Genomic DNA, 21,723 nt, shown 5'->3' on the forward strand with positions numbered 1-21,723 from the left:
GCTGTGCGTAGAGCGACGCACTGTGTGCAGAGCGACGCACTGGGCGATGCACTGGGCGACGCGCTGTGCGTATGGCGCGGCAAGCGGCACGAAGGCGCCGCGTTGGCAGAGCAGAACGTGGCACGCGAGTGCCGAGCTGTGAGAGCGACACGCGGCACGAGAGCGCCGCGTGGTGAAGCGGCACGGAAGTGCTGTGTGTTGAGAAACGAGTGCGCATGATCCTCACCGTCACCCCCAACCCCTCCCTCGACCGTACGTACGAGGTCCCGTCGCTCGACCGCGGCGAGGTCATCCGGGCCACCGGCGAACGCATGGACCCGGGCGGCAAGGGCGTGAACGTCTCGCGCGCGGTCGCCGCCGCCGGTCAGCGCACGGTCGCCGTCCTGCCCCTGGGTGGTGCGCCCGGCGCACTCGTCGCCGACCTGCTCGACGCGCAGGGCATCGAGGTCGCGCCGGTGCCGATCGCCGGAGCCACCCGCTCGAACATCTCGGTCGCCGAACCCGACGGAACCCTCACAAAGATCAACGCCCCCGGCCCCGAACTCTCCGCCGAGGAGGCCGAACTCCTCCTGGAGACCGTCCGACAGCAGTATCGTTCCGGCGACACCGACTGGATCACCTGCTGCGGCAGCCTGCCGCGCGGGCTCGCGCCGTCGTGGTACGCCGACCTCGTCGCGCGGGCGCACGCGGCGGGCGCCCGGATCGCACTGGACACCTCCGGCCCGGCGCTGCTCGCCGCGCTGCGCGAGCGGCCCGACGTGGTGAAGCCCAACGCCGAGGAGCTCGCGGAAGCCGTCGGGCGCCCCCTCGCGACGGTGGGCGACGCGGTGAAGGCGGCCGAGGAGTTGCGCGAGCTGGGCGCGCGCGCCGTGCTCGCGAGCCTCGGCGCGGACGGGCAGTTGCTCGTGGACGACGCGGGCGCCTGGTTCGGCAGCGCGCGCGTGGTCGCCGTACGCAGCAACGTGGGCGCCGGCGACTCCTCGCTCGCCGGCTTCCTGATCGCCGGCGGCCACGGCCCCGCCGCCCTCGCCTCCGCCGTCGCCCACGGCGCCGCGGCCGTCCAACTCCCCGGCAGCGTGATGCCGGGTCCGGCCGACCTCGAACCCTCCGCGGTGACGGTCACATCGGAGGTCCCGCTGGACCGCGCACTGACGGAGCCTGTGTCATGAACGCCGACTCACTGTGCTGTAGCGCGCGCGGACCGCTTCTGTACGGCGCCGGGCGCGGGTCAATTCGGCACGGCGGGCGCGGATTTGGCCCGCACGGCGTGCGCGTATCGCTTACTCAGGGTGTGCGTGGATCGCTTACGCAGGGCGTGCGTGGATCGCTTCCCGCCGACGTGCGCGCCGCGCACGCCGGATCGCGCACGGGCCTTGCGGGCGTTGCGGATCGTCCGGGCCTTGCAGGTCTCGCGGGTCGTGCAGGCCTTGCTGGTCGTCCGGGCCTTGCAGGTCGTCCGGGCCTTGCAGGTCGTGCAGGTCTTGCGGGCCTCGTGGGCCTCGCGGGCCGTGCACGTTTGGTGGGCCGTGCAGGTTTGGTGGGTCCGGAGGCCCGTCAGGCGGCACGTCGGCCCCGTACGCCCCCCGAACCGGCCCTGACGTGGCGGGGGCTCCCCTTCCCCGCCGCAGCCATAGGGCGACTGGCTCTCCCCGATCCGGTTGCCGAGGAGAGGCGGGGTTTCCCCGGCCCCGCCTCTCCCACCCGCCTCACCACCCCCCTCACCTCTGCCCCCTCTTCCCCCTCTGGCCCGCCGGAGGGCAACACCCCCGTCCCCACCCACGCCCACAACTCCCCACGGGCGATACGCGAGCGAAGGAGCCCGCGATGAGCGAGATGATCACCGCGGACCTGGTCGACCTCGACCTGTCCGCCGATACGAAGGAAGCGGCGGCGCGCGCCCTCGCCGAGCGCATGGTCGCCCTGGGCCGGGTGACCGACCTCGACGGCTTCCTCGCCGACGTGGCCGCCCGCGAGGCCCAGATGCCGACCGGACTGGACGGCGGCATCGGCATCCCGCACTGCCGAAGCGAACACGTCACCGAGCCGACGCTCGCGTTCGGACGCAGCGCGGCCGGGATCGACTTCGGCGCGCCCGACGGGCCTGCCGACCTGATCTTCCTGATCGCAGCCCCGGCCGGAGCGGACGACGCCCACCTCACGATCCTGTCGTCCCTGGCCCGCCAGCTGATGAATGCAGAGTTCACGTCCGCGCTGCGGTCCGTGGACGACGCGACGGCCGCGGCGGCGCTCATCCGCGGGGAGGAGCCCCCGGCGGCCGCTGCCGCCCCCGAAGACTCCGCGACGGTGTCGAACGCGGCGGCCTCCGCCGACACCGCCGCGGACGGCAAGGCCCCGGTGCCGGGCGCGACCGTCGATGACGGACCCGCCCCGGCGCCGGGCGCCACCGACACCGCCACCGACACGGAGGGCGGGCAGCCGTTCCGTATCGTCGCCGTCACCTCATGCCCCACCGGCATCGCACACACCTACATGGCGGCCGAGTCGCTGGAGAACGCGGGCCGCGAGGCGGGCGTCGAGGTGGTCGTCGAGACGCAGGGCTCGGCCGGTTTCACCCGGCTCGACCCGGCGGTCGTCGCGGCGGCGGACGGCGTGATCTTCGCGCACGACGTTCCCGTCCGGAACAAGGACCGCTTCGCCGGGAAGCCGACCGTCGACGTCGGTGTGAAGGCGGGCATCAACAAGCCCGCCAAACTGATCGCCGAGGTGCGCGCCAAGGCCGCGCGCGGCGAGGTCAGCGCGGGTTCCGCGCCCGGTACGCCGGTGGAACGCGCCGGTGACTCCGGCGAGGGCTACGGCACCAAGCTCCGCAAGTGGCTGATGTCCGGCGTGAGTTACATGGTCCCGTTCGTCGCGGCGGGCGGTCTGCTGATCGCCCTCGGCTTCGCGATCGGCGGATACAAGATCAACAAGGCGCCGTCGGTCATGGACCACTTCCTGTGGACCCAGGCGGACAGCTGGGGCGCGCTGTTCTTCCAGATCGGCGTCGTCTCCTTCGGCTTCCTCGTCCCGGTCCTGGCCGGCTATATCGCCTACGGCATGGCGGACCGGCCAGGTCTCGTGCCGGGCTTCGTCGGCGGCGCGATCTCCCTCACCATCAACGCGGGCTTCCTCGGCGGTCTGGCCGCGGGTCTCATCGCCGGTGGTGTGGTGATCGGGATCCAGAAAGTCAAGATCCCGGCGGCCTTGCGCGGCATCATGCCGGTGGTGGTGATCCCACTGATCTCCGCGGCGATCGTCGGGTTCCTGATGTTCGTGGTGATCGGCAAGCCCATCGCCTCCGCCCAGAAGGGCATGACCGACTGGCTCAACGGCCTCACCGGCACCAACGCCGTCCTCCTCGGCGCCCTGCTCGGCCTGATGATGTGCTTCGACCTCGGCGGCCCGGTCAACAAGGTCGCGTACACCTTCGCCACCGCCGGCATCGCGGTAGCGAGCCCCAGCGACTCGGCGATGAAGATCATGGCGGCTGTGATGGCGGCGGGCATGGTCCCGCCCCTGGCCATGGCCCTGGCGACGACCGTACGCGGCAAGCTGTTCACCCAGACCGAACGCGAGAACGGCAAGGCCGCCTGGGTGCTGGGCGCCTCCTTCATCTCGGAGGGCGCGATCCCGTTCGCGGCGGCCGACCCGCTGCGCGTCATCCCCTCCGCCATGGTGGGCGGCGCGGTCACCGGCTCCCTTTCGATGCTCTTCGGTGCCACGCTGCGCGCCCCGCACGGCGGCATCTTCGTGGTCCCGCTGATCGGCAACCCGTTCCTCTACCTGATCGCCATCGCCGCGGGCGTCTGCGTCACCACGGCTCTGGTCGTCCTCCTGAAGGGCCTGCGCAAGCAGACGCCCGAGGGCGCCACCGCGGGGGGCGCCGGCGCTCCGATATCGGCCAAGGCCGAGCCTAAGGAGCCCATCGCGGCCTGAACGTCCAACTGACTGCCCCTTTAGGGCACCTGTGAGTCGTTCACCGCATCTGCGAGATGCGTCACGGTCCGGGACCAAAGTCCCGGACCGTGGTGTCTACTGGACCGCATGCCTGAGCACGTGTCGATCATCCAGCTGATAGGCGTGGCCGTCCTCGCCCTGGCGACCGTCGTCTGGGTCGTCGGCCTGGTCCGCCTCCTGCGCCGTGACCGCTTCGAGGTCGCGGTGTGGCGTCACGGCGACACGCTCCGGGCCATCCCCCGCCAGCGCCGGTCCGGCCCCGTCGCGGAGTCCGTCGAACTCACTCCCGACGAACGCGCCGCCTTCGCAGGCCTGGTCCGCCAGTTCAGCGACAGTCGCAAGTAGGGGCGCCCGCTGCCGTGGTGCCCGGCGGGGCGGCCGGTGCAAGGTGACGTGCGCGAGCGCACGCAACGCCCCACGCCCGAGGCGCGCGCGAGGCTACGTGCGCCGTGAGGCCTCCAAGGTCCCGGGTCCCGCGCCGGAGCGGGCGCGAGGCGGCTTGCCCGGCGCGCGCGCAACGTCCCGTGTCCGGGCGCGCGCGAAGCCGTGTGCGCCCAGCGTCAGCCGAGTCGCGCCGCGCGCCGTTCCATCGCATCGCGCGCCGCGTCCTCCGTCGTGTACACCTCGCACATGTGGCGCCGGTCCGGCGTCGCCGTGTGCTCGGCCTCCCACAGGGAGATCTCCTGCCCGTCGCGCAGCAGGAAGGCGTGCTCGTAGAGCGAGAAGCACAGCCCCGCCTGCCCGGCGCGGCAGGGGCGCCCGAAGGCCTGGGTGATCTGATGGGCGAACGCCTCGCGCAGCAGCAGCGACGTGAGCTCCGCCCCCGGCCGGTCCGGGTTCTCCGCCCGTCGCAGGAGCCGACGCGCGTGGTCCGCCGAGTCGTCGGGCACGTACGCGTGCCGCGGCTCGGGGATCGGCGACAGCTGCACGAGCACGGGCAGTTCGAAGTCCGGGGTGTCCGCCGGCAGCGGCAGCCGGGCCGTGGCGGCGCGCAACTCCTCCTCGTCGACATACACCTCGTGCTGGGGTTCGCTGCCGGGCGCCGTGTTGTGCACGAGCTCCCAGAGCGTGACCGCCGAGCCGTCGGCGAGCAGCCACGTGTGCCGGTACGTCTCCCGGTGCAGCCCCGCGCTGTGGTGCGCGGAGTGCAGCGAACTGTCGTGCGCCAGCGCGCAGTCGAGCCGCCGTATGGTCTCGTCGGGCAGTTCGAAGGAGTTCAGGGCGCGACCGAGGAGTCGCGCGAGATGCTCCTCCGGAGACTCGGGCGACTCGGGTGGTTCGTACGCTGCTGTCTCGTACGGAACGCTCAAGGTTTCTCCCGGCGTTGCTGCATGTCACCTTGTGGGTGCATACCGTAGCCCCTCGGTCGGACATCATGTCCGCGAACCGAGAAAACGTACGGAGGGAAAACGGGCGGGCCGCGCGGCAAGTTCCCACGCGGCCCGCCCGGCCGTCAAAAGACCCTCGTCAGACGGCACTTCCCGCGGTCCACGCGCTCCACGACATGTTCCAACCGTTGAGCCCGTTGTCCGGCGCGACCGTCTTGTCGGGCGAGTTCTTGACCGTCACGACGTCCCCGATGAGGGAGTCGTCGTAGAACCACTTGGCGGTCGTGTCCCCCTGCGCGCTCTGCACATCGGCCAGCCCCACACAGCCGTGGCTGGTGCCCTGCCGGCCGAAGGGCGGATTCCCGCGGTTGTACCAGTAGTTGCCATGGATGAACGTCCCCGAGGACGTCAGCCGCATCGCGTGCGGTACATCCGGGATGTCGTACTCGCCGCCGTAACCGACCGTCGAGCCGTTCATCCGCGTCTGGACGAACTTCTCCGAGATCACCATCTGCCCGTTGTACGTGGTGTGCTGCGGGCTGCCCGCCGAGATCGGAACCGACTTGAGGGTCTTGCCGTCCCGCACGACCGTCATGGTCTGCGTGTCGACGTCGACCGTGGAGACCTGGGAGCGCCCGATGGTGAAGGTGACGGACTTCTTCTGCACCCCGTACACGCCGTTCGCGCCCTCGACTCCGTCCAGGTCGATCTTCATCGTCACCTTGGAGCCGGCCTTCCAGTACTCCGCGGGCCGGAAATCGAGCCGCTGCGCCCCGAACCAGTGCCCCACCACCTGCTGCCCGCTGCTGGAGCTGACGGTGATGTGTGACTGCACGGCCTTCTTGTTGCTGATCACCTTGTCGAAGTTGAAGGAGACCGGCATGCCGACGCCGACGGTGGATCCGTTGTCGGGCGTGTACGTGCCGATGAAGCTGTTGCTGGAAGCGACCGTCGAGAAGATGGAGTTCGCCGCTGAGGTCCGCCCGTTCGCGTCCTTCGCCGTGACTGATATCTGGTACTTCGTACCCCGCTCCAGCTGCTCCTTCGGCTTCCAGGAGCTGCCGTTCGCCGATATCGCCCCGGGTACGGCCGTGCCGGTCCCGGCCACCGTCATCTTCACGTCGGTCAGTCTGCCGTCGCTGACCTTCACCCCGGTCGCGTTGATGGACGCGCCCGTCGAACCGTCCTTGGCCGAGATGACGATCTTTGCCGTGGACGTCTTGGTGGCGTTCTTGCCGTCCTTGCCGCTGTTGCTGTCGGCGTTGGCGTTGCCACCGCAGGCGGTGAGGGTGAGGGCGCCGACCATCAGGGCGGCACAGGCCCCCAGTGCGCGCCGCGCTGTTGTGTTCGGCGTTGTCACGGGCTGCTCCCAGTTCTTGTGATGTGCGTGATCCGCTCCAGTGCGGAGAAAGAGCGAGCCGAGGCGGGGAGGGTTCCCTCGGCCCTCTCCGAACGCCATCACGTGACAGAACCGGGACAATCGCCCAACTAGCGCCCTCCGTAGAGCTTCTCGTACGACGGCCACGCTCCGCCGGGGCCGTCCACCGACTTCGCCGCCCGCACCGCCCGAACGATCGCGCGCGTCACCAGATCTGCTCCGGCCGCGAGGACCTCGTTGAGCGCGAGCGGGTTCTCGGTGGCGAGAGCCCGGGCTCCCGTGGCCAGCGCGAACACCGTGTCCCCGTCGTTCAGCAGATGTACCGGCCGCACGGCGCGCGCGATGCCGTCGTGCGCCGTGCCCGCAAGCTTTTGGGCCTGCGCGCGCGTCAGATCGGCGTCCGTGGCGACGACGGCGAGCGTGGTGTTCAGCGGGGTAGGCGCGTTCTTCGCCGCCGCCTCGGCGAGCCGCCGCTGCGCCGCCTCATGCACCTCGGCCGACGGGAGCGTCGTACGCCCCCGCAGCAACTCCCCGTACAGCGCCCCCGTTTCCGGTTCCACCGCCGAACCCGCCGCGTTGGCCACCACCAGCGCCGCCACCGTGATGCCGGACTCCAGCACGGCGCTCGCTGTTCCGACCCCGCCCTTGATGCGTCCGACCGCCGCCCCCGTCCCGGCCCCCACGCACCCCTCGCGCACCGGCGCGCCCGGCTCACTCGCGTCGGCGGCCTCGACCGCGGCCCGCCCCATGGCCGCGTCCGGCCTGGCGCGGAAATCGCCGCCGCGGCCCAGGTCGAAGACGCACGCGGCGGGCACGACCGGCACGACGTGCGCCGGGTCGGGACCCACCCGCACCCCGCGCCCCCGCTCCTCCAGCCAGGACATCACGCCCGACGCCGAGTCCAGCCCGTAGGCGCTGCCGCCGGTCAGCACGACCGCCTCGATCCTCTGGACGAGGTTGCGTGGATCCAGCGCGTCGGTCTCCTTGGTGCCGGGGCCCCCGCCGCGTACATCCACCGCCGCGATCGCGCCGCCCTGAGGGGCGAGCACCACCGTGGTGCCGGTGAGCCAACCGTCACCGGTACGCGTCGCGTGTCCCACCCGCAGCCCCGCGACATCTGTCAGAGCGTCAACTGTCATGCGCCCATTGTCCTGGGCCGCGGACTTCAAGGGCCGCACGCCTCAGCGGCCGCACAGTTCCGAGGACACTCGCGCACACGGCGCACACGGCGCACACGGCGCACACGGCGGCCCGGGCGTACGGCGAGCACGTGGCCGGCGAGGGCGCACTGCTCCGGCCTAGCGCCCACGGGCCTGAATGCGCCCGGGCCGAATGCCCCCGCCTAACCGGCCCCCGCCCCGTCCCTCGCCACCATCCGCGTCGTCAACGTCACCCCCACCGCCACTGCCAGCGCGGAGACGATGCCGGCCGCGAGCACCGCCCAGTCGCCCAGGAAGGTGCACAGGATGACCAGCAACGCCGTCGTCGGCAGGACGAGCTGCTGCGCGATGCCCACCTTGAAATGGCGGGAGTGCAGCGCCCACACGGTGAGGAGGTACAGCGCCGTCGGCAGCGTCACCGCGGCGGACGCTTCGAGCGTCGAGACGTGCGCCTTGCCGACCGCCTGCTCGACCGCGATCTCCAGACCGGCACCGATCGCGGCCGCCGACGCGAAGATCAGGTAGTGGCCGTACCCCCACAGGAATGCCTGGCCGTTGGACCGCAGATGCCCGTGGATCGGCACCACGAAGTAGATCCACCACGCGGAGAAGACGATCAGCAGGCCGCCCGCGGCGATCGGCAGCAGCTCGCCCAGCGCGTCGTGTTCGTCCACGCCCGACTTCACGGCGACCGTGGCCGCGGCGATCGTCTCGCCCAGCACGATGATCGTGAACAGGCCGTACCGCTCGGAGATGTGATGCGGATGCCAGGACGTGGTGCAGTCCTTCTCCGCGTATACAGGGACGCACAGTTCCGCGATGGCCATCACCAGGAACACCCAGGGGCGGCCGGACTCCGGCAGGAACAGCAGCCCCAGCCAGCCGACCTGGCACAGCAGCACGCCGCCCGCGTACCGCAGTGCCATGGTTCTCTCGGCCCCCTCGGTGGACCACGCCACGCGCAGCCACTGCGCGATCATCGCGAACCGCATGATCGCGTACCCGAGCCAGACGACCAGGAACTCGTGGCTCTCGAACGCGCGTGACACCCCGGCCGCGAGCACCAGGACGCCGGCGATCTGCACCAGCGTGACGACCCGGTAGAGCGCGTCGTCGTTGTCGTACGCCGAGGCGAACCAGGTGAAGTTCATCCAGGCCCACCAGATCGCGAAGAAGATCATCGCGTAGTTGAGGATGCCTTCTCCCGCGTGCCCCTCGGCCAAGGAATGCACCAGCTGGACGCCCGCCTGGGCGATGGCCACGACGAAACACAGGTCGAAGAAGAGCTCCAGCGGCGACGCGACGCGGTGCGCCTCGTCGCGGCCGCGGGCGGTCATTCTGCGTAGCGGGCCACGGCCGGCGGGCCGTGGCGTCGCGGCGGGCTCGGAAGTCGAACTGGACGTCATACGGCCAAGCACAGCAGAAAAGTCCCGGAAATTCTTGTGAATGCGTTCACAAGCGGACTTGGGTCCAAGGTCCTGAAGAGATGACCAGGTCAGACGCGCCAAGGGGAGTCGAGCCCGCCGGTCAGCGGGACCTTCGGTCTCCGATCGGGGTCCAATGCGGCCCGTCAGCCGCTCGTCACGGGCGTGCAGTGGATGCGAAGCGACAGGACGGCCCGCCACCCCCTCGACGTACCCTGGAGGCATGAGTACCGCCCCCGCCTCCGAACCGCGCGATCCGAAGTCGGCGCTGGTCTTCGACGATCCGCTGAGCCAGCAGTCCTCGGACGACACGGACCGGGGGTGGGGAGAGCGGGCCGACAACGGCAGCGACAGCGCGGCTGACCTGAAGCGCTTCCTCGACGAGAAGCCGCCCCACCACATCTGAGCCCGGCGCCCGAGCGTCAAGGCATGGCCGCTGAGCGTCCGAGCCCGACGCCCGAGCCGCAGGGCCCGGCTGCCGAAGGTCAGACTCCGGCTCCCGATCATCCGGGCGTTGCCGTCGAGCGTCCGAGCCCGGCCTCCGAGTCCCTGAGCCCAGGTCCGGGCCCTGGCCGCTAGTTCTCGTGGTGCCCCGAACCGCGCTGCGCCACCAGGGCGTCGCGGATCTCCTTCAGTACCTCCAGCTCGGTCACCTCGATGATCTCGTGCGTGCCCTCCTTCGCCTTCCGGCGGGCTTCCAATCGCGCCAGGTACTTGGACATCGGCAGGACCATCAGGAAGTACACGACGGCCGCGGTGATCACGAAGGTGAGCGTCGCGCCCAGCACCGAGCCCCACATGATCCTGATGCCCGTCGCGGTCTCCCCGCTGCCCTTGCAGGGATCCTTGAGACAGGAGCTGTAGCTGTCGAGGTTCTGTGTGCCGATCGCACCCACCATCGGGTTGATGACGCCCTTCACCACTGAGTTGACGATGTTGGTGAAGGCCGCGCCGATGACCACCGCGACGGCCAGATCGACGACGTTGCCACGCATCAGAAAGGCCTTGAAGCCTTCCCAGACGCCGGGTTGCTTCTTCTCGCTCACCAAGAGGCCCCTCCGCACAAGTTGTGGAACAAACAGCTCCGCAACCTACGACAGGGCGTGCCGGGCCTGCCCAATGGGGTAGCTCGATCGAAGGACTTGACACCGAATCTTCATTCAGCACAGCGTCACCGCCAGCCGCGAGGTGGCGTTCGCGCCGGCCAGTCGTACCGCCGTCGCCCGCGGGACAGCGAGAACGATCAGCGCCCCGGTCTCCGTGGCGCCGGCGTCGGGCACCTCGGAGACCCGCGCCCCGGTAGCGACCACGCGAGCCCCGCCGTCGGTGTCGGCCGCGACGACGTCGACCCGGTCACCCGGCCGCAGCAAGCGCACTGTGGCGCCGTCAGAGATCCGCACCGGCGCCGTCACCATCTCGACCGCGTGCCGCTCGTGTGCGGACGCGGACGCGGCCGTGGTGGCGGGCGTCGGGTGGCCTCGTGTCCGCCCGGCGTCACGTGGCCCCGCCCCCACCAGGGCCGCCGCCGTGACCGCGAGCCCCGCGGCCACGGCCCGCCTCCGGTGCCGTACGAGACGGCGTAGCTGATATCGCCCGCCCCGCACGCGTACGGGAGCGAAGTGAGGCACCTCGCATGTGGGAGGTGCCTCCGCGCCTGGCGGACGTACAAGAGGGGAGAGCTGAGCCATGGTGACCACCACCTGCGACGAGAGATCGGCTTGCGATCCCACGATGAGGCGTCGCGGCGAAGCCCGCTGGAGCTCGTGGACTACCCACGAGTTGTGGAAAACTCCCTCACCCGAACGGGACGTTCCGCGCCCACGTCCGTGCCCCGCGTCCGCACGTCAGGTCCGTGCCCCGCGTCCGCACGTCAGGTCCGTGCCCCAGGTCCGGCCGTACCCCTGTGAGCGGTGCTAGGGGAGTGTGAATCCCGGATCCATCCCACCGAGCGCCGTCGTGCACAGACAGTCCCGCGTCTCGTTGCCCGGCAGCCCAGCGACCGCGTCGAAGAGCACGCCGCGCAGCCGGTCCACGTTCGCCGCGAACACCTTCAGTACCTCGTCGTGCGAGACGCCCTCGCCGGTCTCGGCCCCCGCGTCGAGGTCGGTGACGAGGGTCAGCGAGGTGTAGCAGAGCTCCAGTTCGCGGGCGAGCGCGGCCTCGGGGTGGCCGGTCATGCCCACCACCGACCAGCCCTGGGCCTGATGCCAGAGTGATTCGGCACGGGTGGAGAATCGCGGCCCCTCGATCACGACGAGCGCGCCGCCGTCCACCGGTTCCCAGTCGCGCCCGCGCGCCGCGTCGAGGGCGACCTTGCGCCCGACGGGGCAGTACGGGTCGGCCAGTGACACATGCACCACGTTCGGCACCGTGCCGCCCGGCAGTGGCAGCCCGTCGAAGTAGGACTGCGTCCGCGACTTCGTGCGGTCGACCATCTGGTCCGGCACGAGAAGCGTCCCCGGACCGTACTCCGGGCGCAGCCCGCCCACCGCGCAGGGGCCGAGGATCTGACGCGCGCCGACGGAGCGCAGCGCCCACAGATTGGCCCGGTAGTTGATGCGGTGCGGTGGCAGGTGGTGGCCGCGGCCGTGGCGGGGGAGGAAGGCGACCCGCCGGCCGGCGATCTCGCCCAGGAACAGGGAGTCGCTCGGCGGCCCGTAGGGGGTGTCGACCTGTATCTCGGTGACGTCGTCGAGGAAGGAGTAGAAGCCCGAGCCGCCGATGACGCCGATCTCGGCCCTGGCCGTCGTCTGTTCCCCATCGGGGCTCCGTGGATTCTCCGTGTTCGCCATGGACCGCACCCTAGCCGGGCCGGGGAACACCGAAGACCCTGCCGTCGGATGGGGAACACCGAAGACCCTGCCGTCGGATGACGGCAGGGTCCGGTAAGAACGGGTCCTACGAAGACTTACGCGGCGGAGCTGCTGGACGAGCCGGTGCCCGACGACTTCGAGGCCGAGGACGTCGAGGACGTCGAGGGCTTCGAGTCCGAGGACGGAGAAGAGGTGGACGGCTTCGACGCCGGCGAGCTGCTCGACGAGGAGCCGCGGCTGTCGTTGCGGTAGAAGCCCGAGCCCTTGAAGACAATGCCGACGGCGGAGAACACCTTCTTCAGGCGGCCACTGCAGTTGGGGCACTCGGTCAGGGCATCGTCGGTGAACTTCTGCACCGCCTCAAGGCCATCGCCGCACTCGGTGCACTGGTACTGGTAGGTCGGCACTTGTCTTCCTCCTGGCACTCTCACTCAATGAGTGCTAACGACGATCCATAGTGACGTATTCCGCGAGATCAGTCCACTGTCACCGGCACTCGGTGACCGACGCCACGTGCGACCGTCCGGCTCGGGGCCCGTGTGACCAGCCGTGAGCGCAGGGCCACCAGGGTCGCCAGAGCCAGTGCCGTACCGGCCAGCGGCACCAGGAAACCGGCGCCGTCCCAGAGTCGGTCCTCCAGCTGTCCGGCGATCGTGACGGCTGCGGCCTGGCCGAGCGCCACCGCGCCGGTCAGCCAGGTGAAGGCCTCGGTGCGGGCGCCCGCCGGGACCAGAGCCTCGACCAGGGTGTAGCCGGTGATCAGGGCCGGAGCGATGCACATGCCGACCAGGAGACCGATCCCGGCGAGCGTGATCACGGAGTGAGCGGCCCACAACCCGGAGGCGGCCAGGGCGAGGGCCGTGTACCCGAGGACGAGACGTCGCTGCGGGGCCACCTTCCAGGCGATGGCGCCGCAGACGATGCCGGAGAGCATGTTGCCCGCGGCGAAGATGCCGTACAGGACGCCGTTCAGGCCGGGCTCGCCGATCGATTCGCTGAACGCGGCGAGCGAGACCTGCATCCCGCCGAAGACGGAGCCGATTCCCAGGAAGGTCACGATCAGAACGCGCACTCCGGGGACCCGCAGCGCGGAAGCGTGCTGCACGCGCGCGTGCCCGGCGGGAGCGACAGTGGGCTGGGTGCTCTTCTGCGCGGCGAACAGCAGGCCGCCTACCAGGGTGAGGCCGGCCTCGGTCAGCAGGCCCGCGGACGGATCCACGGCCGTGCACAGCGCGGTAGCGAGGAGCGGGCCGAACACGAACGTCAGCTCGTCGGTGACGGACTCGAAGGCCGCCGCGGTGGTCATCAGGGGCGAGCCGTGCAGCTTCACGCCCCAGCGGGCGCGCACCATGGGGCCGACCTGCGGCACCGAGGCGCCGGTCGGCACGGCGGCGACGAAAAGTGCCCACAAGGGGGCGTCCGACAGCGCGAGCGCCGTCAAGGAGAGGCCCGACAGGGCGTGCACCAGAACGCCGGGCAGCAGGACGGCCCGCTGCCCGAGGCGGTCGGCGAGGCGCCCCGTGAAGGGTGCGAACAGCGCCATGGAGACACCGGTGGCGGCGGCGACGGCGCCTGCAGCCCCGTACGAGCCGGTGGTGTGCTGCACGAGGAGCACGATGGAAATCGTCAGCATCGCGAACGGCTGGCGTGCGGCGAAGCCGGGAAGCAGGAACGTCCAGGCGCCGCGGGTGCGCAGCAGCTGTCCGTATCCGGGACGGGAGGTGACCGTGGATGCCACGGCCCGTGCCTTTCTGCCACCTGGTAGCGCGCCCGTGCGGGGGCGCCGAGAGCTGTCCTCTTGCGCGGAACTGCGGTAGATACCGGCGCCCACTGCGGGAGAGCGTCACGGCCGCCATACGGTCGCGCCAGCTCTGCGTCAGGCAGAGTTGGTTCGATCAAGGTGTGCCTTCATCGTACAGGGGCCAAGGTGTCGGTGCCTGTGAAAACGAGCACCACGAAAGCATTCGCCTGCGAATGCCCATCGCCACTTAACGTCTCGTTTGCTGTCCCGTTCCATTGCCCGACGTCCCCAGCCAGCTGGCCAGCTTGCCGCCGCGGCCCACCGCGCGGAGCCGCTTCTCCGCCGCGTCCCGGACCGGATCGGTGGCCACCACGAGGAGCTCGTCGCCGCGCCGCAGCACGGTCGTCGGCAGCGGCACGAAGGATGTCCCTTCGCGCACCACGAGCGTGACGGCGGCGCCCGCGGGCAGCCGCAGCTCGGCCACCTCGACGCCGTGCATGCGCGAGGCCTCGGGGATCGCCACGGACAGCAGATGGCCGCGCAACCGCTCCAGGGGCGCCGATTCGATGCCGAGGTCGGCGGCCCCGGGGGTCTCGCCCAGGCGCAGTGTGCGGGCCAGCCAGGGCAGTGTGGGCCCCTGGATGAGGGTGTAGACGACGACCAGGACGAAGACGATGTTGAAGATCCGGCGGCTTTCCGCGACGCCGCTCACCATCGGGATCGTCGCCAGGATGATGGGCACGGCGCCGCGCAGCCCCGCCCAGGACATCAGTGTCTGCTCCTGCCACGGCATGCGGAACGGCAGCAGGCTCAGGACGACGCTCAGTGGTCGCGCCACCATGGTCAGCACCAGGCCGATGACGAGGGCGGGCCAGATGTCGTCGCCCATCTCGTGCGGCGTGACGAGTAGGCCGAGCAGGACGAACATGCCGATCTGGGCGATCCAGCCGAGCCCTTCGGCGAAGCCGCGGGTGGCCGGCCAGTGGGGCAGCTTCGCGTTGCCGAGCAGCATCGAGGCGAGGTAGACGGCGAGGAACCCGCTGCCGTGGGCGAGCGCCCCGGCGGCGTAGGCGACGACCGCGATCGCCATCACCGCGATCGGGTACAGGCCGGAGGCGGGCAGCGCCACGTGCCGCAGTCCGTACGCGCCGAGCCAGCCCACCGCGAGGCCGATGGCCGCGCCGATGGCCAGCTCCAGGGCTATCTCGCCCAGCAGCGTGTACCAGTGCTCCACCGGGCCCGCCGTGGAGAACGCGACGACGAGGATGACCACCGGGGCGTCGTTGAAGCCCGACTCGGCCTCCAGAACACCCGTCACGCGCGCGGGCAGGGGGATTTTCCGCAGTACCGAGAAGACCGCCGCCGCGTCCGTCGAGGACACCACCGCTCCGATGATGAGCGCCTGCCGCCACTCCAGCCCGATCAGATAGTGCGCGCCCGTGGCCGTGATGCCGACGCTCACCGCGACACCGATCAGCGCCAGTGAGGAGGCGGCCGGCAGGACCGGCTTGATCTCCTTCCACTTCGTGCCCAGACCGCCCTCGGCCAGGATCACGACCAGGGCCGCGTACCCGATGACCTGGGTCATTTCGGCATTGTTGAAGTGGACGTTGCCGATCCCGTCCTGGCCCATCGCGACGCCGATACCCAGGTACACGAGCAGGCTGGGGAGCCCGCTGCGCGACGAGATCCGAACCGCTGCCACCGCGATGAGGAGTACGAGCGAGCACACGAGCAGGAGCTGGTTGAGGTGGTGGACAGTCAGCGGCTGTTCCCTTCTCGCCAATCCGGGCACGGGATTCGAGCACGTCGATCCGAACGCCGGACGTTGGTACGTCAGTCCAAGTACTTCGTTACCTTACCTAACTCTTGACGCTTTCTTGACACTCCCGGGGGCAAGATCGAACTCCCGTGCGCTCGGGTACCCGACTCCGCGTCAAGGCGCAGTAGGCCCTGCGCCTATGGTTGCTCCAGCACTCCAGGACCGCCTGCCGCTCGCGTTAGGACAGCAAGGACAGCGATGCCCCCCAACACCACCGCCTCTTCCGGCCAAAAGCCCGGCAAGTCCGGCAGGAAGAAGGGGCGCAAAGCCCGACTGTTCTTGATCGTCCTGGTTCTCGCCATCGTCGGAGGCGTCGCCTTCGGCGCGTACTGGAGCATCAGCACCGTGCGCGCCTCCTTCCCGCAGACCAAGGGCTCCATCACGCTCGACGGCCTGTCGGGGCCGGTCGACGTCAAGCGCGACAGTTACGGGATCCCGCAGATCTACGCCTCGTCCGACGAGGACCTGTTCATGGCCCAGGGCTTCGTCCAGGCGCAGGACCGGTTCTACGAGATGGACGTGCGCCGCCACATGACCTCGGGCCGGCTCTCCGAGATGTTCGGCAAGGGTCAGGTCAAGAACGACGAGTTCCTGCGCACCATGGGCTGGGACCGCGTGGCGAAGAAGGAGTACGACACCAAGCTGTCGGCCTCCACGAAGAAGTACCTCCAGGCGTACGCCAAGGGAGTCAACGCCTACCTGAAGGGCAAGGACGGCAAGGACATCTCCCTGGAGTACGCGGCCCTTGGTTTCACCAACGACTACACGCCCCAGGCGTGGACCCCGGTCGACTCGGTGGCCTGGCTCAAGGCGATGGCCTGGGACCTGCGCGGCAATATGCAGGAAGAGATCGACCGCTCCCTGATGACGAGCCGTCTCGGCCCGAAGCAGATCGCCGACCTGTACCCGGACTACCCGTACAGCCGGAACAAGACGATCGTCCAGGAGGGCCAGTACGACGCGGCCACCCAGACGTACGTGCAGGGCTCCGGCAGCACGACCACGGGGTCCACGACGGGCTCCACGGCGGGCACGGGGCTCGCGGGCAACACGACGGCGCCCAGCAGCCTGCAGAGCCAGCTCTCCGGGCTCTACGACGTCCTCGACAACGTGCCCACGGCCGTCGGCGTGAACGGCAACGGCATCGGCTCCAATTCCTGGGTCGTCTCCGGGAAGTACACGATCACCAATAAACCTCTGCTGGCCAACGACCCGCACCTGTCGGCCTCGCTGCCCTCGGTGTGGTACCAGATGGGCCTGCACTGCACGAGCATCTCCAGCAAGTGCCAGTACGACGTCTCCGGCTACACCTTCGCGGGCATGCCTGGCGTGGTCATCGGTCACAACCAGGACATCGCCTGGGGCATGACCAACTCCGGGGCCGACGTCACCGACCTCTACCTGGAGAAGATCACGGGCGAGGGCTACGAGTACGACAGCAAGGTGCTGCCGTTCACGACCCGCAAGGAAACGATCAAGGTCGCGGGTGGCGTCAGCAAGACGATCGTCGTCCGGGAGACCGAAGACGGGATGCCCCTGCTCTCCGACCGTGACGACGAACTGGTCAAGGTCGGCAAGAAGGCCACCGTCGACAGCGGGGCACCTGACCGCGGCGACGGCTACGCCATCGCGCTGCGCTGGACCGCCCTGGACCCGGGCAACTCCATGGACGCCGTCTTCGAGATCGACAAGGCGTCGGACTGGTCGGAGTTCCGCAAGGCGTCCGCGTCCTTCGACGTGCCCTCCCAGAACCTGGTCTACGCCGACACCAAGGGCCACATCGGCTACCAGCTGCCCGGCAGGATCCCGACCCGCGCCAGCGGCGACGACGGTTCACTCCCGTCACCCGGCTGGGACTCCAAGTACAAGTGGACCGGCTACATCAAGCAGGCCGAGCTGCCCTACGAGTACGACCCCAAGCGCGGCTACATCGTGACCGCCAACCAGGCGGTCGTCGACAAGAGCAAGTACCCCTACACGCTCACCACGGACTGGGGCTACGGCACACGCAGCCAGCGGATCACCGACCTGATCGAGTCGAAGATCAAGGGCGGCGGCAAGATCTCGACCGACGACATGCGCCAGATGCAGCTCGACAACAGCAGCGAGATCGCCAAGCTGATCGTGCCCAAGTTGCTCAAGATCGACGTCAAGGACAAGAACGTCCGCGAGGCGCAGAAGCTCCTGGAGGGCTGGGACTACACCCAGGACTCCGACTCGGCGGCGGCCGCGTACTTCAACGCGACCTGGCGCAACATCCTCAAGCTCGCCTTCGGCAACAAGCTGCCCAAGGAGCTGCGGGTCAAGGGCCAGTGCCTGTGGGTCGACCCCGTCAACACCACCGGTCCCGCGGATGAGGACCAGTCGGTCCGCGAGTGCGGCCAGCGCGAGGCGGACCAGGCGCAGCCGGACGGCGGCGACCGCTGGTTCGAGGTGGTCCGCAACATCATCGACGACGAGAACAACGACTGGTGGCAGTCGCCCAAGACGCGCACCGACCGGGCGACCGACACCCGCGACGAGCTGTTCGGGCGGGCCATGAAGGACGCCCGCTGGGAGCTGACCGCCAAGCTCGGCAAGGACATCGACACCTGGAGCTGGGGCCGGCTGCACCGCCTGTTCCTGAAGAACCAGACCCTGGGCACCGACGGTCCCGCCTTCCTGAAGTACATGCTCAACCGCGGTCCCTGGAAGCTCAGCGGCGGTGAGGCGACGGTCAACGCGACCGGCTGGAACGCGGCGGGCGGCTACGGAGCGGTCTGGGTGCCGTCCATGCGGATGGTCGTCAACCTCGGAGACCTCGACAAGTCCAAGTGGATCAACCTCTCCGGCGCCTCCGGACACGCCTACAGCGCCCACTACACCGACCAGACGGACAAGTGGGCCAAGGGCGAACTGCTGCCATGGGCCTTCTCGGAAAAGGCGGTCGCCGACAAGACGAGCGACACGCTGGTCCTGAAGCCGTGACGCACCGACGGTCCGCCGGGGCCGCGACGATCTGAAGCCGCCCGGTGACAGTGGCCCTCCACGCACGCGTGGAGGGCCACTTCGCCTGTGCGGGACAGGCGTCAGCGGAAGCGGCGCACGCCAGAGGGGGTCACCACCGCGTGGACCGGGCGGTCGTGCGCCTCCTCGGGCACCCGCTCGACGACCTCGGTGTCGTACAGGAGCACCACCAGCGCGGGGTCGGCCCCCGCGCGCTCCAGGCGGGCCAGTACGCGGTCGTACGAGCCCCCGCCGCGCCCCAGGCGCATGCCGCGTGCGTCGACGGCGAGACCGGGCAGCAGGACGGCGTCGGCGTCCAGGACGGCCTCCGGGCCCAGCCGCTCGCCGGCAGGCTCCAAGAGCGCCATCTTTCCGCCGTGTTGGACGCGGACGAGGGAGCCCGCTCCGGTGTACGCCCCCCAGTCCAGGTCGTTGTCCGCCATGAGGACCGGCAGCAGCACGCGCACCCCGCGCGCGCGGAGCGCGTCGAGGAGCGCGAGGGTGCCGGGCTCGCTCCCCACCGAGACGTACGCCGCCACCGTGCGCGCCTGCGCCAGCTCGGGCAGCTCCAGGGCGCGCGTGGCGAGGGCTGCGGCGGTTTCCCGCACGTCATCGGACGTCAACCCTTTTCTCACCATGAGGAATCCTTGTCGCAACATTCGCTTGCCAGACTCAGGTTCACGTCCGAGGTGACTCACAGGTCGCTCCCGTACCCTTCCTAATGCGCTCATATGAGAGCGGATTAACCGGAGCCTCAGATTCAGCACATAGCCACCGGATATGGTTGCGGGCATGACTGAGTCACACCCCAGGATCAGCAAGGCTGTCATTCCCGCAGCAGGCCTCGGCACCCGGTTCCTGCCGGCCACCAAAGCCACTCCCAAGGAGATGCTGCCGGTCGTCGACAAGCCGGCGATTCAGTACGTGGTCGAAGAGGCCGTGTCCGCGGGTCTTGACGACGTCCTGATGATCACCGGCCGCAACAAGCGACCTCTCGAGGACCACTTCGACCGCAACTACGAGCTCGAGTCGGCCCTCCAGAAGAAGGGCGACGCCGACCGGCTCGCCAAGGTCCAGGAGTCCAGCGACCTCGCCACCATGCACTATGTGCGCCAGGGCGACCCCAAGGGCCTCGGACACGCGGTGCTGTGCGCCGCCCCGCACGTCGGTCACGAGCCGTTCGCCGTGCTCCTCGGTGACGACCTGATCGACCCGCGCGACCCCCTGCTGGCCCGCATGGTCGAGGTCCAGGAACAGCACGGCGGCAGCGTCATCGCGCTCATGGAGGTCGCGCCCGAGCAGATCCACCTCTACGGATGTGCCGCCGTCGAGCTCACCGACGAGGATGACCTGGTCAAGGTGACCGGCCTGGTCGAGAAGCCGGACGTCGCGGACGCGCCCAGCAACTACGCGATCATCGGGCGCTACGTCCTCGACCCGCACATCTTCGACATACTGCGCAAGACTGAGCCGGGTCGCGGCGGTGAGATCCAGCTCACAGACGCCCTCCAGCAGCTCGCCGCGGACGAGAAGGTCGGCGGCCCCGTGCACGGCGTCGTCTTCAAGGGCCGCCGTTATGACACCGGGGACCGTGGCGACTATCTGCGTGCCATTGTCAGACTCGCATGCGAACGTGAAGACCTGGGCCCGGACTTCCGGACCTGGCTTCGCAGTTACGTAGCCGAGGAGATGTAGGGATTTTGAGCAGCGCCGCGACCCGCACCACCGGCCAGGATCACCTCTGGTCGGTGGATGACCACCTGGAGGACATCCTCGCGACCGTCCGCCCCCTCGAACCCATCGAGCTGCAACTCCTCGACGCCCAGGGCTGCGTCCTGGTCGAGGACGTCACGGTGCCGGTCTCCCTGCCGCCGTTCGACAACAGCTCGATGGACGGGTACGCGGTCCGGGTCGCCGATGTCGCGGGCGCGAGCGAGGAGTACCCGGCGGTCCTGACGGTCGTCGGCGATGTCGCGGCCGGCCAGGCCGAGCAGCCCCACGTGGGCCCCGGCCAGGCCGCCCGCATCATGACCGGTGCCCCGCTGCCGCCCGGCGCCGAGGCCGTCGTGCCCGTGGAGTGGACCGACGGCGGCCTGGGCGAGGGTCCGGTCTCCGGGATGCGCGCCCACAGCGCGGCTCCCGAGGGCGCCTCCGGGCAGGTGCACGTCCACCGCCCGGCCGAGGCACGCGCGCACGTGCGCGCGATGGGCAGCGATGTGAAGGCAGGTGACCGCGCCCTCGAAGCGGGCACGGTCCTCGGCCCCCCGCAGATCGGCCTGCTGGCCGCGATCGGCCGCGGCACCGTGCGCGTGCGCCCGCGCCCGCGCGTGGTCGTCCTGTCCACCGGCAGCGAACTGGTCCAGCCCGACGAGGAGTTGGGCGCCGGCCAGATCTACGACTCCAACAGCTTCGCCCTGTGCGCCGCGGCCCGCGACGCCGGAGCCATCGCCTACCGCGTGGGCGCGGTCGCCGACGACGCCGAGACGCTCCGCGCCACCATCGAGGACCAGCTCATCCGCGCGGACCTGCTGGTCACGACGGGCGGCGTGAGCGTCGGGGCGTACGACGTCGTCAAGGAGGCGCTGTCCTCGGTCGGCGACGAGGACGAGGCGGGCAGCGGCATCGAGTTCCGCAAGCTCGCCATGCAGCCCGGCAAGCCCCAGGGCTTCGGTTCCATCGGGCCCGACCACACCCCGCTGCTCGCACTCCCGGGCAACCCCGTGTCGTCGTACGTCTCCTTCGAAGTGTTCGTGCGTCCTGCGATCCGCACTCTGATGGGCCTGAAGGACGTCCACCGGCCCACGACCAGGGCGACGCTCAACGCGGACAAGGCACTGACCTCGCCTTCGGGCCGTCGGCAGTTTCTGCGGGGGACGTACGCGGACGGTGAGGTGACGCCGGTCGGCGGCGCCGGATCCCACCTGATCGCGGCCCTCGCGCACGCGGACGCGCTGATCGTCGTCCCCGAGGACGACACGTCGGTCGAGCCCGGCGCCGAGGTCGAAGTGGTCCTCCTGGGCTGAGCGTCCCGGATCGGAAGGAACCTGCTCCGCTGGACGCCTCGAGTTGGCGGTACCGTGTCGCGCACAACAGGCCCACGCGCCGCACCGCGTCG

The 21,723-nt window shown here is 70.0% G+C and carries 18 protein-coding genes; 7 read left to right on the top strand and 11 right to left on the bottom strand.

The features are described 5' to 3' along the window. Positions 1-215: 215 nt before the first annotated feature. From pfkB to ACFVXA_RS27600, 3 genes are all read left to right on the top strand, one after another. Positions 216-1,169, top strand: coding sequence for a 1-phosphofructokinase (gene pfkB, locus ACFVXA_RS27590; protein ID WP_383903583.1), 954 nt, complete (start codon positions 216-218; stop codon positions 1,167-1,169). Positions 1,170-1,824: 655 nt separating this feature from the next. Then, positions 1,825-3,936 (top strand): fructose-specific PTS transporter subunit EIIC, encoded by a 2,112-nt coding sequence (locus ACFVXA_RS27595; protein WP_389934647.1) that lies wholly within the window; start codon positions 1,825-1,827, stop codon positions 3,934-3,936. A gap of 108 nt (positions 3,937-4,044) precedes the next feature. Continuing rightward, complete coding sequence (locus ACFVXA_RS27600) at positions 4,045-4,302, top strand: hypothetical protein (RefSeq protein ID WP_389746960.1); 258 nt, start codon at positions 4,045-4,047, stop codon at positions 4,300-4,302. A gap of 215 nt (positions 4,303-4,517) precedes the next feature. Here the strand turns inward: ACFVXA_RS27600 and ACFVXA_RS27605 are convergent, their stop codons facing one another. From ACFVXA_RS27605 to ACFVXA_RS27620, 4 genes are all read right to left on the bottom strand, one after another. After that, positions 4,518-5,267: a DUF6227 family protein gene (locus ACFVXA_RS27605; protein WP_390027183.1), complete on the bottom strand. Its 750-nt coding sequence runs from the start codon at positions 5,265-5,267 to the stop codon at positions 4,518-4,520. A 157-nt stretch (positions 5,268-5,424) separates the two neighbouring features. Continuing rightward, entirely contained in the window at positions 5,425-6,591 is a 1,167-nt protein-coding gene (locus ACFVXA_RS27610) for an Ig-like domain-containing protein (protein WP_390027256.1), read from the bottom strand. Between the two features lie 182 nt (positions 6,592-6,773). Continuing rightward, entirely contained in the window at positions 6,774-7,802 is a 1,029-nt protein-coding gene (locus ACFVXA_RS27615) for a P1 family peptidase (protein ID WP_390027186.1), read from the bottom strand. 203 nt (positions 7,803-8,005) lie between these two features. Continuing rightward, positions 8,006-9,229 carry a low temperature requirement protein A gene (locus tag ACFVXA_RS27620; protein WP_390027188.1) on the bottom strand — a complete coding sequence of 408 codons (1,224 nt, stop codon included), beginning with the start codon at positions 9,227-9,229 and terminating at the stop codon, positions 8,006-8,008. Positions 9,230-9,470: 241 nt separating this feature from the next. On the opposite strand from ACFVXA_RS27620, the gene ACFVXA_RS27625 reads away from it, so the two are divergent. Beyond that, on the top strand, positions 9,471-9,653 hold the full coding sequence (locus ACFVXA_RS27625) for a hypothetical protein (RefSeq protein WP_362016242.1): 183 nt from the start codon (positions 9,471-9,473) through the stop codon (positions 9,651-9,653). Positions 9,654-9,822: 169 nt separating this feature from the next. Here the strand turns inward: ACFVXA_RS27625 and mscL are convergent, their stop codons facing one another. The 6 genes from mscL to ACFVXA_RS27655 all read right to left on the bottom strand — a co-directional run bounded on the left by mscL (position 9,823) and on the right by ACFVXA_RS27655 (position 15,596). Then, entirely contained in the window at positions 9,823-10,293 is a 471-nt protein-coding gene (gene mscL, locus ACFVXA_RS27630; RefSeq protein WP_383903595.1) for a large conductance mechanosensitive channel protein MscL, read from the bottom strand. Positions 10,294-10,407: 114 nt separating this feature from the next. Further along, entirely contained in the window at positions 10,408-10,935 is a 528-nt protein-coding gene (locus ACFVXA_RS27635; protein WP_383741082.1) for a hypothetical protein, read from the bottom strand. Positions 10,936-11,160: 225 nt separating this feature from the next. Continuing rightward, a complete protein-coding gene (locus ACFVXA_RS27640) occupies positions 11,161-12,039 on the bottom strand; it encodes an S-methyl-5'-thioadenosine phosphorylase (RefSeq protein WP_362016234.1) in 879 nt (292 codons plus the stop codon). A gap of 116 nt (positions 12,040-12,155) precedes the next feature. Next, positions 12,156-12,467 carry an FmdB family zinc ribbon protein gene (locus tag ACFVXA_RS27645; protein WP_362016231.1) on the bottom strand — a complete coding sequence of 104 codons (312 nt, stop codon included), beginning with the start codon at positions 12,465-12,467 and terminating at the stop codon, positions 12,156-12,158. 68 nt (positions 12,468-12,535) lie between these two features. Further along, positions 12,536-13,798 carry an MFS transporter gene (locus ACFVXA_RS27650; protein WP_362016228.1) on the bottom strand — a complete coding sequence of 421 codons (1,263 nt, stop codon included), beginning with the start codon at positions 13,796-13,798 and terminating at the stop codon, positions 12,536-12,538. A gap of 250 nt (positions 13,799-14,048) precedes the next feature. Continuing rightward, positions 14,049-15,596 (bottom strand): potassium/proton antiporter, encoded by a 1,548-nt coding sequence (locus ACFVXA_RS27655; protein WP_384019137.1) that lies wholly within the window; start codon positions 15,594-15,596, stop codon positions 14,049-14,051. Between the two features lie 225 nt (positions 15,597-15,821). Here ACFVXA_RS27655 and ACFVXA_RS27660 point away from each other — a divergent pair, with 225 nt between their 5' ends. Beyond that, positions 15,822-18,590: a penicillin acylase family protein gene (locus tag ACFVXA_RS27660; RefSeq protein WP_390027191.1), complete on the top strand. Its 2,769-nt coding sequence runs from the start codon at positions 15,822-15,824 to the stop codon at positions 18,588-18,590. Positions 18,591-18,691: 101 nt separating this feature from the next. On the opposite strand, the gene ACFVXA_RS27665 is transcribed toward ACFVXA_RS27660, so the two are convergent. After that, positions 18,692-19,267, bottom strand: a complete 576-nt coding sequence (locus tag ACFVXA_RS27665) for a 5-formyltetrahydrofolate cyclo-ligase (protein WP_383741095.1) — start codon at positions 19,265-19,267, stop codon at positions 18,692-18,694. 133 nt (positions 19,268-19,400) lie between these two features. On the opposite strand from ACFVXA_RS27665, the gene galU reads away from it, so the two are divergent. Together galU and glp are read left to right on the top strand one after the other, a co-directional pair. Beyond that, positions 19,401-20,303 carry a UTP--glucose-1-phosphate uridylyltransferase GalU gene (gene galU, locus ACFVXA_RS27670; RefSeq protein ID WP_362016217.1) on the top strand — a complete coding sequence of 301 codons (903 nt, stop codon included), beginning with the start codon at positions 19,401-19,403 and terminating at the stop codon, positions 20,301-20,303. A 5-nt stretch (positions 20,304-20,308) separates the two neighbouring features. Continuing rightward, complete coding sequence (glp, locus tag ACFVXA_RS27675) at positions 20,309-21,631, top strand: gephyrin-like molybdotransferase Glp (protein ID WP_362016214.1); 1,323 nt, start codon at positions 20,309-20,311, stop codon at positions 21,629-21,631. The last annotated feature ends 92 nt before the right edge of the window (positions 21,632-21,723 follow it).

Source organism: Streptomyces sp. NPDC058246 (genome assembly GCF_042881985.1).
In the GTDB taxonomy this organism is placed as follows: Bacteria; Actinomycetota; Actinomycetes; order Streptomycetales; family Streptomycetaceae; genus Streptomyces.